The 13,331-nt window shown below is 66.1% G+C and carries 13 protein-coding genes and 1 pseudogene; 6 read left to right on the forward strand and 8 right to left on the reverse strand.

The annotated features are described in order from the left end of the window. Nucleotides 1–225, reverse strand: a pseudogene (locus tag CLG85_RS16360) (helix-turn-helix domain-containing protein); the annotation flags it as partial. Between the two features lie 178 nt (nt 226–403). On the opposite strand from CLG85_RS16360, the gene CLG85_RS16365 reads away from it, so the two are divergent. The 3 genes from CLG85_RS16365 (at nt 404) to aroQ (ending at nt 1,839) form a co-directional block, all read left to right on the forward strand. Beyond that, a complete protein-coding gene (locus tag CLG85_RS16365; protein ID WP_095883209.1) occupies nt 404–736 on the forward strand; it encodes a hypothetical protein in 333 nt (110 codons plus the stop codon). After that, entirely contained in the window at nt 733–1,335 is a 603-nt protein-coding gene (locus CLG85_RS16370) for a DedA family protein (protein WP_095883208.1), read from the forward strand. Before CLG85_RS16365 ends, CLG85_RS16370 begins: the two co-directional genes overlap by 4 nt. Nucleotides 1,336–1,401: 66 nt before the next feature. Further along, a complete protein-coding gene (gene aroQ / locus CLG85_RS16375) occupies nt 1,402–1,839 on the forward strand; it encodes a type II 3-dehydroquinate dehydratase (RefSeq protein ID WP_095883207.1) in 438 nt (145 codons plus the stop codon). A gap of 830 nt (nt 1,840–2,669) precedes the next feature. Here aroQ and tsf read toward each other — a convergent pair. Next, complete coding sequence (gene tsf, locus CLG85_RS16380) at nt 2,670–3,545, reverse strand: translation elongation factor Ts (RefSeq protein ID WP_095883205.1); 876 nt, start codon at nt 3,543–3,545, stop codon at nt 2,670–2,672. Nucleotides 3,546–3,722: 177 nt separating this feature from the next. Beyond that, nucleotides 3,723–4,493 (reverse strand): 30S ribosomal protein S2, encoded by a 771-nt coding sequence (rpsB, locus tag CLG85_RS16385; RefSeq protein ID WP_095883204.1) that lies wholly within the window; start codon nt 4,491–4,493, stop codon nt 3,723–3,725. 410 nt (nt 4,494–4,903) lie between these two features. Between rpsB and CLG85_RS16390 the strand changes: the two genes are divergently transcribed. From CLG85_RS16390 to CLG85_RS16400, 3 genes are read left to right on the forward strand one after another with little or no spacing between them, the layout of a single operon-like run. Continuing rightward, nucleotides 4,904–5,368, forward strand: a complete 465-nt coding sequence (locus CLG85_RS16390; RefSeq protein ID WP_224847175.1) for a MarR family winged helix-turn-helix transcriptional regulator — start codon at nt 4,904–4,906, stop codon at nt 5,366–5,368. Then, nucleotides 5,365–7,014 (forward strand): efflux MFS transporter permease, encoded by a 1,650-nt coding sequence (locus CLG85_RS16395; RefSeq protein ID WP_176476650.1) that lies wholly within the window; start codon nt 5,365–5,367, stop codon nt 7,012–7,014. Before CLG85_RS16390 ends, CLG85_RS16395 begins: the two co-directional genes overlap by 4 nt. 18 nt (nt 7,015–7,032) lie before the next feature. After that, complete coding sequence (locus CLG85_RS16400) at nt 7,033–8,070, forward strand: HlyD family secretion protein (RefSeq protein WP_224847172.1); 1,038 nt, start codon at nt 7,033–7,035, stop codon at nt 8,068–8,070. A 127-nt stretch (nt 8,071–8,197) separates the two neighbouring features. Here the strand turns inward: CLG85_RS16400 and phoB are convergent, their stop codons facing one another. From phoB to pstC, 5 genes are read right to left on the reverse strand one after another with little or no spacing between them, the layout of a single operon-like run. Further along, nucleotides 8,198–8,887: a phosphate regulon transcriptional regulator PhoB gene (gene phoB / locus CLG85_RS16405; RefSeq protein ID WP_095883752.1), complete on the reverse strand. Its 690-nt coding sequence runs from the start codon at nt 8,885–8,887 to the stop codon at nt 8,198–8,200. Nucleotides 8,888–8,890: 3 nt separating this feature from the next. Then, nucleotides 8,891–9,628 (reverse strand): phosphate signaling complex protein PhoU, encoded by a 738-nt coding sequence (gene phoU / locus CLG85_RS16410; protein WP_095883751.1) that lies wholly within the window; start codon nt 9,626–9,628, stop codon nt 8,891–8,893. A gap of 3 nt (nt 9,629–9,631) precedes the next feature. After that, nucleotides 9,632–10,429 (reverse strand): phosphate ABC transporter ATP-binding protein PstB, encoded by a 798-nt coding sequence (pstB, locus tag CLG85_RS16415; protein ID WP_095883750.1) that lies wholly within the window; start codon nt 10,427–10,429, stop codon nt 9,632–9,634. An 18-nt stretch (nt 10,430–10,447) separates the two neighbouring features. Continuing rightward, nucleotides 10,448–11,800: a phosphate ABC transporter permease PstA gene (gene pstA / locus CLG85_RS16420; protein WP_095883749.1), complete on the reverse strand. Its 1,353-nt coding sequence runs from the start codon at nt 11,798–11,800 to the stop codon at nt 10,448–10,450. After that, on the reverse strand, nt 11,800–13,263 hold the full coding sequence (gene pstC / locus CLG85_RS16425; protein ID WP_095883748.1) for a phosphate ABC transporter permease subunit PstC: 1,464 nt from the start codon (nt 13,261–13,263) through the stop codon (nt 11,800–11,802). The genes pstA and pstC overlap by 1 nt, the downstream gene beginning before the upstream one ends. Between the last annotated feature and the right edge of the window lie 68 nt (nt 13,264–13,331).

Below are 13,331 nucleotides of genomic sequence, written 5' to 3' on the forward strand. Positions count from 1 at the left end.
CGCGGTCTGCGGCGTCTGCGATGCTCGGGGAGATGTCGGTAGACCTGCTCGGCGCGACCTTTCTTCGAAACCGCCGTCGAAGTGATTGCGCTTCAGATCGCGGTAGATGGTCGAGGGGGCGCGGCCAAGGCGATCCGCGAACTCTGGGATCGGCATCTTGGCCTCACGCCACTTGGCAATCTTGATCCGTTCCTCGAAACTCAGCTGAAGGTAACAACGACCCATCCCACATTCTCCATGCAAACTACTGTTTTAACACAGAATTTGTGCTTCGTTTGTGAATTTACCCGCTTACATGCTGTCATCCTATAATCATGATTATGTAACTTAATCCATTCGACGGACCGCGAAGTCCTGTTGATATCTCTTTGACTGCGCGCCAAAGTCTTCGCATCCTGCGCGCATGATGCACCCGAGAAAAGCCGTCCGCCGAGTCCTGGTCACCGTCATCATCCTCGCGCTCGTTGCCGCGACGGTTGTCGGCGTGCGCACCGTGCGGCATGCGCTCTACTGGGCCGATCCCGCGCATCGCAACGTGACGCCCGAGGCGTGGATGACGCTCGGCTATCTCGAGCGCTCGCACCATCTGCCGCAACACAGCCTCGGCCCGGCGCTTGGCCTCACGCCGCAGCCCGGAGAGCCGCGCAGTCTGGAGGAGATCGCTGACCAGCGTGGCGAGCCGATCACGGCGTTGCTGTCCGAGGTCTCGGCGCTCATCGAGGCGCAGAAGAAATGATCCTCGCCGAAAGCAGTTTCAGCGATACCGTGCTGGCCTTGCTGCCGGAGCTCGGGCTGCCGATCCTTGCGAGCACGGTGATGCTCGCATCTCTGGGCGTGCCGATGCTGCCGGGCTCGCTGATGGTGCTGGTTGCCGGAACCCTTGCTGCGGCCGGCGAGTTGCCGGCGCTCGCCACGATGCTCACCGTGCTCTGTGCCGCGCTCGTCGGAGACCAGCTCGGCTTCTTGATTGGCCGGCTCTTCGGCCCGCAGCTTGCCCGGCGACAGGATCCGACCATCGCACGCGCGCTGACCTTGCTTGAAACCCGCGGCCCCGTGGCGGTCTTCCTGACCCGCTGGCTGATCGCGCCGCTCGGTCCGGCGATGAACGTCGTGGCCGGCGCCGGCGGGCTCTCCTGGCCGCGATTTCTTGTCGCCGATCTCGCCGGAGAGATCGTCTGGTCGTCGGGCTACATGGCGCTCGGCGCCAGCTTCGCGCCCTTCATTCCGCAGATTTCCGAGCTGTCGAGCGACATCACCATGCTCCTCGCCGCTCTCGCCATTGCGCTTGCCGCAGGCGTCCTGCTGCGCCGGCACCGGCCGCACGGGCCTAGATGAGCGGGCTTTCTGGACAAGCCGGTCGCCCCTGAGCTAACTGGGCACGAACGATCTGGAGACTTTCCAATGCATTCGCTGCTTATCCTCAATGGCCCCAACCTCAACCTGCTTGGCCTGCGCCAGCCCGAAGTCTACGGCCGCACCACGATCGCCGACGTCGAGGCCATGTGCCGCGCCCATGCCGAGGACCTCGGCGTCGCGCTGGACTTCTCACAGAGCAACCACGAAGGCGCGCTGATCGATGCGATCCACGCGGCGCGCGGCACCAAGGACGGCATCATCCTCAACGCTGGCGCCTATACCCATACCTCGGTCGCGCTGATGGACGCGATAAGCTCGGCCGAAGTGCCGACGATCGAGCTGCACCTGTCGAACGTCCACGCCCGCGAGGAGTTTCGCCATGTGAGCTACATCGCCAAGGTCGCGCTCGGCGTGATCTGCGGCTTCGGCCCGCGCGGCTACACGCTGGCGATGGATGCAATGGTCTCGCACCTCGAGCGCTAGAAGACTCCGCCGGGGCGTCAGCTTGTCCCGGCACCGACCATGGCCCACGGCGTCGCGCCCCGCTCCGAGGGAGCGGCCACCCTGCCCTGCCTTTCGGCCGAGGTCGCGATGACCTCCGCCAACGCAACATGCCATCTGTGGGTCACAACGACGGCGATGCAGGACATTGCGCCAGCCGTGGTACGGCGCAAAGCGCGCATGCAAGGCATCCGCGTCGCGAAAAAGACACATGCGATTTCGAAAATACGGCTCAACCTGTCGCCAAGGCGACATTAATTAGTGAAATGTTCACGCGCGGTATATAGAGGGAAGCGAGTTAACTTTGTGGCGATTTCGAATCGCATGGCGAAACAATGACCGTTCAGGTTGTTGGAAACGGCCACAGATGTTGCTTTGCTGAACTGGATATTCCAGAATTGCGAATATGTGGCGGGAATTCTTCCGGATATCGATGTAAATCGTACATCCGCCGCTTCGGCCCCTTCCCCTTCGTCAATGGACGTTGCACACTCCTCTTGTTCCGTGAGTGGTGGCTTTGGCCATGGAACTCGAGACTGCCACTCCTCGCGATTTCGAGGCTCTGCCAGTTTCCCGGTCTTCACCGGAGCCGACTCGCCTCCGGACAATTTCCGTTCGGGTGCGGCTTGGCACGCCTGCTTCGGCACCCCTGCCTCATCCCCAAATGTTTTGGGGTGCCGGCCAAAACAGGTAGCGGAGCCGTCCCCCGGGGCGGCTCCGTGACCGTTTGGACCCTGCAAGACTTCCCGCACCGCAAAAGGAAAAAGGGGCACCCGAAGGCGCCCCTTTCACGTTCAGGATGCGGAGGGCGATCAGCCCTGAGCGGCCTTGGCCACCTCTGCCGCAAAATCCTCTTCCACCTTCTCGATGCCTTCACCCACCTGCAGGCGGATGAAACCGGTGATGGTGGCGCCGGCTTCCTTGGCCGCCTGCTCGACGGTCAGGTCGGGGTTCACCACGAAAGGCTGGCCCAGCAGGGTGATTTCGGCGAGGAACTTGTTCATGCGGCCGACGATCATCTTCTCGATCACGGCGTCCGGCTTGCCCGACTCGCGCGCGATGTCGATCTGAACCTGGCGCTCTTTCTCGACGATCGACGGATCCAGCTCGGCTTCGTTCAGCGACGCCGGGTTCGAGGCGGCGATGTGCATCGCAACCTGGCGGCCGAAGTCTTCGGTGCCGCCGGTCATGGCAACCAGCACACCGATCTGGCCGAGGCCCGCTGCGGCGGCGTTGTGAACGTAGGTCGAGACGACTTCGCCTTCGATCTTCGCCATCCGGCGCAGGGTCATGTTCTCGCCGATCTTGGCGATCTTGTCGGTGATGACGTCCGACACCTTCTTGCCTTCGATCGCGGCGTCGTTCAGCGCTTCCACGCTGTCCACGGTCAGGGCAGCGCCGGCGATGTCGTTCACCATGGCCTGGAATTCGGCGTTCTTGGCAACGAAGTCGGTCTCGGCGTTCACCTCGACGGCAACGCCCACGCCACCTTCGACGCGGACGGCGACGAGGCCTTCAGCGGCGGTCCGGCCGGACTTCTTGGCAGCTTTCGCGAGGCCCTTGGTGCGCAGCCAGTCGATGGCGGCTTCCATGTCGCCGTCGGTCTCGGTCAGCGCCTTCTTGGCATCCATCATGCCTGCGCCGGTCATCTCGCGCAGTTCTTTCACCTGTGCAGCAGTGATCGCCATCTCGGCTCTCCTCATCTCAAATGCGGTGGGGCGGCCCTGCCCCGGGCCACCCGCTCCTGTCATGACTTCGTGACGCTTTCGCGACAGTGCACATCTGGGCGCCGATGCGCCGGTGCAGCCCCTGTCGCAAGAGCGACCTTTGCGTCCGCCCCGCGACGCGCGGCGGACGCAACCGGCTTACTTGCCGGCGTTTGCTTCGGCGAGCAGCTCTTCTGCCGGCGCGTCTTCGAGGGCACCGAGGTCAACGCCAGCGGCTTCCATCTGGCCGGTCATGCCGTCCAGGGCTGCGCGGGCGACGAGGTCGCAGTAGAGCGAGATGGCGCGGGCCGCGTCATCGTTGCCGGGGATGATGTAGTCGACGCCGTCGGGCGAGCAGTTGGTGTCGACGATGGCGACAACCGGGATGCCCAGCTTGTTGGCTTCGGCCACGGCCAGCGCTTCTTTCTTCACGTCGATGACGAAGAGCATGTCGGGCAGGCCGCCCATTTCGCGGATGCCGCCGAGCGATGCCTGAAGCTTCGTCTGGTCGCGTTCCATGCCCAGGCGCTCTTTCTTGGTGAGGCCTTCTGCACCGGCGTCCATGCGCTCGTCGATGGTCTTGAGACGCTGGATCGACTGCGAAACGGTCTGCCAGTTGGTGAGCGTGCCGCCCAGCCAGCGGTGGTTCATGTAGAACTGTGCGCACTTTTCAGCAGCTTCGGCGATCGGCTGCTGCGCCTGGCGCTTGGTGCCGACGAAGAGCACCGATCCGCCCTTGGCGACGGTGTCGCGGATCGCTTTCAGAGCAGCGTCCAGCATCGGGACGGTCTGGGTGAGATCCATGATGTGGATGCCGTTGCGCGCACCGTAGATGAACTCGCCCATACGGGGGTTCCAGCGCTGCGTCTGGTGGCCGAAGTGCACGCCTGCTTCAAGCAGCTGGCGCATGGTGAACTCGGGAAGAGCCATGTCCGTTATCCTTTCCGGTTTCATAAATCCTCAGCGGGGGCTCATCCTCTCGGACAACCGGTGGACGCTTGAGGATGTCTCCCCCAAAGGCCCGACCCCGCCTGCGGCGTTCTCGTGGGCGCGCCTATAGGCCGTTTTGCGCGGGGACGCAAGCCCGCAGTCGCGCCTTTCCCTCAAGCGGCACTTGGCCCCGCGGCCACAGATGCCTCCGGCGGGGATGTTTTCCCCTGGACCAGACCGGCGCGCTTTCTCTTAGGCGAAAATATCCCGGGGGGCGAGGGCCGCAGGACCTCGCGGGGGCAGAGCCCCCAAACCGGCGCATCCGCTGGCGTCTGACGCGGGGTCACTCCCTCGTGAGGCCCGCTTGCGAGATTTACTTACCCTGATAAGTAATTCGCAAGATAAGCAACGTGATTCAGAGCGCCATGCACGATCCACAGACACCGTCCGAAACCCCGACCCGCCTGCTCGAGGCGCTGCTCGAGGCCATGCGAGAGATCCGCACGCATTATGACGCCAGCGCGCAAGCGGTGGGGCTGACGCTGTCCCGCGCCCGGGTGGTCTCGGAACTGGCGCGCCGCGAGGGCGCGACCCAGGCAGAGCTCGCCTGCGCGCTCGGCATCGAGGCGCCGGCGCTGAAACGCCAGATAGACGCGCTGGAGGCGACCGGCTTCATCGAACGCCGGGCGCTCGACGGCGACGCCCGCAAGCGCGCGCTGCATCTCACCGCGAAGGCCCGCTCGAGCAGGATCACCTGTTTTCTCGAACGCGTCCGCGCCGACCTGATGGAGGGCATCCCGCCCGAAGACCAGCAGGCCGCGCAACGCACCCTCGAGCGCATCGCGCTCAACGCGACGAAGCTGACCTCCGAATGACCGAAAACGCCGACCAGACGCCTCCCGCCGCGGCGCCGTCCGAAGCGCCGAAGACGCCGCCTCCCGCCCCCGGCCTGCCGCTGGCGCGCGCCCTGCCCTATGTGCTGGCCTCGGTGATGCTGGGGCTCACCCAGGGGCTCGGCCAGGGCTTCATCTCGGCCAACATGCCGCAGATCGCCGGAGACCTCGGGATCACCACCGCCCAGGCGAGCTGGCTGATGGCCGCCTACATGATTCCCCGCGCCTCGCTGACCATCCTGCTGATCAAGCTGCGCACGCAGTATGGGCTGCGGCGCTTCGCCGAGATCGGCATCGTCGCCTATGTGCTCGTCGCCTTGGCCTCGGTCTGGGTCGACGACCTGCGCTCGGCGGTCGTGCTGCAGTTCCTCTCGGGCGTGGCCGCGGCGCCGCTCTCGACGCTCGCCTTCCTCTACATTCTCGAGCCGCTGGCGCAGCAGTGGAAGCTGCGGCTCGGGCTGCCGGTGGCGCTGGTGCTGCTCACTTCCGGCGCTTCCCTGGCGCGCATCGTCTCGCCGCTGTTGATCGGCGACGGCGGGCTCACCGGTATCCACCTGACCACCCTGGGCCTGTCGATGATCTGCCTGATGTTGGTCTACCTGCTACCGCTGACCGCGACGCCGCATGCCAAGGTGATTCAGCGCACTGACCTGCTCAGCTTCGGGCTGATTGCCTTTGGCCTTGGCGGGCTGGTGACCGGCTTCATCCTCGGGCCGATCCACTGGTGGACCGACCTTGGCTGGCTTGGGCTGCTCCTCGCCGCCTCGCTGGCCGCGCTCACCGCCGCCGTGGTGATCGAGTTGCACCGCGAGGCGCCGCTGATCGACATCCGCTGGCTGCTGAGCCCGGCGATGCTGCACCTTGCGTTCACGCTCTTCCTGTTCCGCCTGCTGCTCTCGGAACAGAGCAGCGGCGCGCCGGGGATGTTCCAGGCGCTGGGGCTGGCAAATGCGCAGTTGACCGGCCTCTTCACGGTGATCTGCCTTGCCACCCTCTTCGGCGCGCTGGCCTGCATCGCCTGGATGACACCGGGGCGCGAGCCGGCCTATCACGCCGTGGCGCTGGCGCTCATTGCCCTCGGCGCCTTTATGGACAGCGGCTCCACGCTGCAGACCCGGCCCGAGCAGATGATGGTGAGCCAGGCGCTGATTGCCTTCGCCTCGATGCTCTTCATGGCCCCGGCGATGATGAAGGGGCTGATCGCCGCGCTCAGCAAGGGGCCGAACTACCTGCTGTCCTTTGTCATCGTCTTCCTGGTGACACAGAGCGCCGGCGGCATCCTCGGCTCGGGGCTGTTCCGCACGGTGATCAACGCGCGGCAGGCCTTTCACCTGCAGGTGCTGCGCGAGGATCTGACCAGCGCGGATCCGATCACCACCCGGACCATCGCCGCAAACATGCAACAGCTCGCGCCGCAGATCTCCGACAGCGCGCAGCTGAAGGCACAGGCGGTGGCGCAGCTTGCCTCCACCGCGTCGCAGCAGGCCACCGTCATGGCCTATAACGACGCCTATTTCCTCACCGGCCTCGTCGCGCTTCTCTCCCTCTGCGCATTGGGGCTCCACCTCTTCCGCGACTGGCTGGCGGCGCGCATTGGCCGCCCCGAGCCGCTGCCGCAGACCTCCTGACCCTCCCGAGCAAGACACATGAAGAAACTCCTCTCCCTCCCGACCCTCATCGCCACGGCCATCGGCGGCGCTGGCGTGCTGCTGCTGCTCTTTGCCTGGCACCTGCCGCCGTTTTCCGCGGCGCACCCCTCGACCGAGAACGCCTACCTGCGCGGCAAGGTCACCCAGCTCGCGCCGCAGCTCTCGGGCTATCTCTCGGAGGTCGCGGTGAGCGATTTCCAGGAGGTCCGCCAGGGCGATCTCGTCGCCCGCATCGACCCGGCGATCTATCGCCAGAAGCTCGCACAGGCCACCGCCAGCCGCGCAGCCGCAAAGGCCGCCGTGGACGTGGCCGAGCAGAGCGTGAACTCCGCCGTTGCCACCGAGCACGCCTCCGAGGCCGCGCTGGCCTCGGCGCAATCGACGCTACAGACCGCCGGAACCGACGCCGAGCGGATGACCAAGCTGCGCGACCGCGGTGTGACCTCGCAGTCGAGCGCCGACCAGACCGACCTCGCGCTGCGCCAGGCGCAGGCGGCGGTGCGCCAGGCCGAGGCGCAGCTGCAGGTCAGCCGCGAGGCCACCGCCAGCGCCCGGCTGCAGATCGCGGCGCGCAAGGCCGAGGTGACCAGCGCCGAAGCGGCGGTGGAGCTGGCGAAGATCGACCTCGACCACACCGAGGTGCGTGCGCCTGCCGATGGGCGGCTCGGGCAGGTCTCGGCGCACGTCGGCCAATATGTGACCGCGGGCACCACGCTGGTCAGCCATGTGGGCACTGATCTCTGGGTCATCGCCAACCTCAAGGAGACGGCACTGGCCGGCATCCGCACCGACCAGCCGGTGCGCTTCACCGTCGATGCCCTAGGCGGGCGCGCCTTCCAGGGCCACGTGCAGGGGTTTTCTCCAGCCGCTGCCTCGGAGTTCAGCCTGCTGGCAGGCTCGAACGCCACCGGCAACTTCACCAAGATCGCGCAGCGGCTGCCGGTGCGGATCTCGATCGACCCGGGACAGGATGCGGCGGCGCTGCGGCCGGGCTTCTCGGTGGAGGTCGAGGTGGATACCGGCAGCGCGGGCTGAGGGGCGGTGCTGAGGGGGCTCTGCCCCCGACCGCCTGCGGCGGTCTCCCCCGGGATATTTTTGCCTAGAAGAAATCCGGGCATGGACGTTAAGAAGGGCGGCCTTACTGGCCGCCCTTCTCGAGGGTTCAGCCGAGCGCGTAGCCAGCGCCGCGAACGGTGCGCAGCGGATCCTCGCCACCATGGGCGCCGAGCGCCTTGCGCAACCGACCGATGTGCACGTCGACGGTGCGCGTGTCGACGTAGATGTCGCGCCCCCAGACCCGGTCGAGCAGCTGCTCGCGCGACCAGACGCGGCCCGGCTTTTCCATGAAGGTCGACAGCAGGCGGAACTCGGTCGGGCCTAGCTTCAGCTCCTGCCCGCCGCGGGTGACGCGGTGGGTCTCGGAATCGAGCACGATGTCCTCGAACTCGAGCCGCAGCCCGACGGCCGAAGGGCGCGCCCGGCGCAGTTGCGCCTTCACCCGCGCCATCAGCTCGCGCAGGCTGTAGGGCTTGACCACGTAATCGTCGGCGCCGGTGTCGAGGCCCCGGATCCGGTCCACCTCCTCGGAGCGGGCCGAGAGCATGATCACCGGCAGACCCCGCGTGTCGGAACGGGTCTTGATCTGCCGGCAGACCTCGATGCCCGAGAGGTTCGGCAGCATCCAGTCGAGCACGACCACATCGGGATTTTCCTCGTCGAGCAGCACCAGCGCCTCTTCGCCGTTGCCGGCAGCGGCGACGCGGAAGCCCTCGGCCTCGAGGTTGTAGCGCAGCACTTCGCGCTGCGCCGGCTCGTCCTCGACGACCAGCACGGTCGGTTGATCTGCAGCCATGACTTACCCCAGATCCGCGCCGGAGCTGAGCGCCGGGTCGGAAGAGGTGCGGTCTTCCTTGATCCGGTCCTCCTTGGGCATCTGGCCGGTGGCAAGGAAGATTACCTGCTCGGCGATGGCGGTGACATGATCGCCCATCCGCTCGACGTTCTTGGCGATGAAATGCAGGTGCATGCAGGAGGTGATGTTGCGCGGGTCCTCGAGCATGAAGGTCAGGAACTCGCGGAACAGCGTGTTGTACATCTGGTCGACGTCGCGGTCGCGCTCGATCACGTCATGCGCCAGCGCCTCGTCGCGGCGGATGTAGGCATCGAGCGCGTCCTTGAGCATGAGCTCGACATCGCGAGACATGCGGCGGAGTGCGGTGGCCGACCCGTCGATCTGCGCCAGCTGCGAGAGCACCGCGGTCCGCTTGGCCATGTTCTTCGACAGATCGCCGATGCGCTCGAGGTTCGAGGCCATGCGCATGACCGAGAGCACCACGCGCAGGTCGCGCGCGGTCGGGGCGCGCAGGGCGATGACCCGGGCGGCCTCTTCGTTCAACAACTCTTCCAGCGCGTCGATCGCCTTGTCCCCGGCGCGGACCTTGTCCGCCAGCTCCTCGTCGCGGGTCTCGAGCGAGAGCGCCGCATCGTGGATCGCCGCCTCGACCAGCCCACCCATCTTGAGGATTTGCGCCTGGATGGCCTCGAGATCGCGGTCGAAGGCCGAGGCGATGTGTTTTTTCAGCTCGTCGGTCATGACTTATCCGATCCGTCCGGTGATGTAGGATTCCGTGCGCGGGTCCACGGGGTTGGTGAAGATCTGGCTGGTGTCGCCGTATTCCACGAGGTTGCCGAGGTGGAAGAAGGCGGTCTTCTGGCTGACGCGGGCCGCCTGTTGCATCGAGTGGGTGACGATCACCACCGAGTAGTTCTCGCGCAGCTCGTCGATCAGCTCCTCGACCTGCGACGTCGCGATCGGGTCGAGCGCCGAGCAGGGCTCGTCCATCAGCAGCACCTCGGGCTCGGTGGCCACGGCGCGGGCGATGCAGAGACGCTGCTGCTGGCCGCCCGAAAGCCCGGTGCCGGGCGCGTCGAGACGGTCCTTCACCTCGTTCCAGATGGCGCCGCGACGCAGCGCCTTTTCGACGATCTCGTCGAGCTCGGCCTTGTTGCGGGCGAGGCCGTGGATGCGCGGCCCATAGGCGACATTGTCGTAGATCGATTTCGGGAACGGATTCGGCTTCTGGAACACCATGCCGACCTTGGCGCGCAGCTGCACCGGGTCGACGCGCTTGTCGTAGATGTCCTCGCCGTCGAGCTCGATGAGTCCCTCGACGCGGCAGATGTCGATCGTGTCGTTCATCCGGTTCAGCGTGCGCAGGAAGGTGGACTTGCCGCAGCCCGACGGGCCGATGAAGGCGGTCACCGTCTTGTCGAGGATCTCGACGTTGACGTCCTTGATGGCGTGGGTGTCGCCGTAATAGACCTGCACGTCACGGGCGGAGATCTTGCTTGCGTTGGTGTCCACTTCGGTCTTCCTCAATGGCGAGTCGTACATCGTAAGTCTCCTTATACCTTACCAGCGGCGCTCGAACTTGCGGCGCAGCACGATGGCAATCAGGTTCATGGCGAGCAGGAACAGCAGCAGGACGATGATCCCGCCCCAGGCCCGCTCGTAATAGGCCGGATCGGCGCGCTTGGCCCATTCGTAGATCTGCGCGGGCATCGCCGAGTTCGGCGACAGGAAGCCCGAGAAGACCCCTTCGGGATAGTTGGTGGCGATATAGCCGACCATGCCGATCAGCAGCAGCGGCGCGGTTTCGCCGAGCGCCTGCGCGAGGCCGATGATGGTGCCGGTCAGGATGCCGGGCATGGCGAGCGGCAGCACGTGGTGAAAGGTGGCCTGCATCTTCGAAGCGCCCACGCCGAGCGCAGCGTCGCGGATCGACGGCGGCACTGCCTTGAGCGCGGCCCGGGTCGAGATCACGATCGTCGGCAGGGTCATCAACGTCAGCGTCAGGCCGCCTACCAGAGGCGCGGATTGCGGCAAATGCGCGAATTGGATGAAGGCCGCGAGGCCGAGGATGCCGAAAACGATCGAGGGCACCGCGGCGAGGTTCGAGATGTTCACCTCGATGAAGTCGGTGAAGCGGTTGGTCGGGGCGAATTCCTCGAGGTAGATCGAGGCGGCGACGCCGATCGGCAGGGCCAGCAGCAGCACGGTGATCATCATGAAGAGCGAGCCGAGCATCGACACGCCCAGACCGGCCTGCTCGGCGCGGCTTTCCGAGGCGTCGGCGCCGGTGATGAACTCCCAGTTGAAGCTCTTGTGGATGGTGCCCCCGGCGCGCAGCACGTCGACCAGGTCGAGATGTGCGGCGTCGATGTTCTTGTCCTGGGCGATGCTCTCGCGGCTGACACGGCCCTTGAGGTAGCCGTCGACGCGGCTCGAGGCGAGGATCTGGAAGTCCACCGTCTCACCGACGCGGTCGGGGTTGGCCAGGACCCAGTCGCGCACCTTGGCGGCGGCCGAGGCCGAGATCATCTGCTTGACGTCGCCGCCATCCTCGAACTCGGTCTGCGCGCCGCTGTCGACGATGACCTTCCACAGTGAGTTCTGGATCAGCGGGCTGTAGCCGAAGGTCGAGACCTTGGCCATCTCCGCCGGGTCGCGGTTGCCGGTCTTGTCGAGCTTGGCTTCCTCCAAATAGACCGGCACCTCGATGAAGGTCTGCTGGAAGGCGCCGATGCCATTAGCAAGGATCGAACCCAGCAGCACCACGAGGAAGAACACCCCCGCTCCGATGGCGGCAAGTCCGTACAGGCGGAAGCGCTTCTCGGAGGCATTGCGCTTCTTGGTGCGCGCATCGACGGTCAGCAGGCCATGCTTGGCGGGCTCCTTGCCGCCGGTATAGGTCGCGTCGGTCATCAGTCGTACTGCTCCCGGTATTTGCGCACGATGAAGAGCGCGAAGACGTTGAGGCCGAGGGTCATGACGAAGAGCGTCATGCCGAGGGCGAAGGCCACCAGCGCCTCGGGCGAGGCGAAGTCCGCGTCGCCGGTCAGCTGGCTGACGATCTTGGCGGTGACGGTGGTCATGGCGTCGAAGGGGTTGAGCGAGAGCCGTGCGGCGGCCCCTGCCCCCATCACCACGATCATCGTCTCGCCGATGGCGCGCGAGGCAGCGAGCAGGATGGCGCCGACGATGCCCGGCAGGGCGGCGGGCAGGATCACCTGCTTGATGGTCTCGGACTTGGTGGCGCCAAGCCCGTAGGAGCCGTCACGCAGCGACTGCGGCACGGCATTGATGATGTCATCCGACAGCGAGCTGACGAAGGGGATGAGCATGATGCCCATCACGAGGCCCGCGGTCATCACCGCGGTGCCCGCCTGCATCCACCCGAGCCCGTCGCGGCCGAAAACCGACAGCAGCAGCGGGCCGACCGTCAGCAGCGCGAAGAGGCCGTAGACGATGGTCGGGATGCCGGCCAGCAGCTCCAGCGCGGGCTTGGCCACGGCACGGAACTTCGGCCCGGCGTATTCCGACAGGTAGACGGCGGCAAACAGGCCGATCGGCACCGACACCAGCAGCGCGATGAGCGAGATGTAGAGCGTGCCCCAGAGCAGCGGCCAGATGCCGAGCTGCGAGCCGCCGCCGAAGCTCGGCGACCAGGTGAAGGAGCCGAAGAATTCCGAGGCCGGGTAGATGCGGAAGAACTCGATGGTGTTGAAGACCAGGGACAGCACAATGCCGATGGTGGTCAGGATGGCGAGCGAGGCGGCACCGACGAGGATCGCGCGGATGCCGCGCTCAACGGCGTTGCGGGCGCGGAAGTCGGGGTTGGTTTGGGCCAGCGCCAGCGCGCCGCCGATCAGCCCCAGGCCGATCACGACGATCGAGCGCAGCAGGTCGCCGGTAGCGTTGGTGCTGCGGTAGCTCTGCGCCGCGGCCAGCACCTCGGGGGTGATCTCGGTGCCCACGGCGACCCCGGCGGAGCCCAGCATGGCGCGGATGTCCGAGCCGCCGACGGTGAGCGTGGCGGCGTCGCCAGCGCTCAGCAGCCCCTGGGCGACGGAGAGGTCGAGGCCATCGGCCACCCGCCGCACGTCGGACATGACGAGGCCGAGGGTCGACCCCTCGGGGATCGCGCTCTCGGGCAGCAGGCTGGTGGCCTTGGTGTTCACGATGAAGGGTTGCGCGATCAGCCAGACGATCAGCACAAGAAAGGCCGGCACCATCACCTTCATGGCGACGTTCCAGCCGTAGTAACTCGGCAGCGAGTGCAGTGCGCGACGATCGTCTCCGGCGCCGGATATGGCGCGCGCGCGCCCCGCGACATAGCCCGCGACGGCCAGCGCGAGGACGATCAGGATCAGCCAAAGAACAGGCATCGGGCCCCCAGGTTAGTCCGGTGATCACTCACCAAAAAGGAAAACGGAGGGCAGCACGAAGCCGCCCT

Origin of the sequence: Alloyangia mangrovi (assembly GCF_002300555.2) — a bacterium.
Taxonomy (GTDB): domain Bacteria; phylum Pseudomonadota; class Alphaproteobacteria; order Rhodobacterales; family Rhodobacteraceae; genus Salipiger; species Salipiger mangrovi.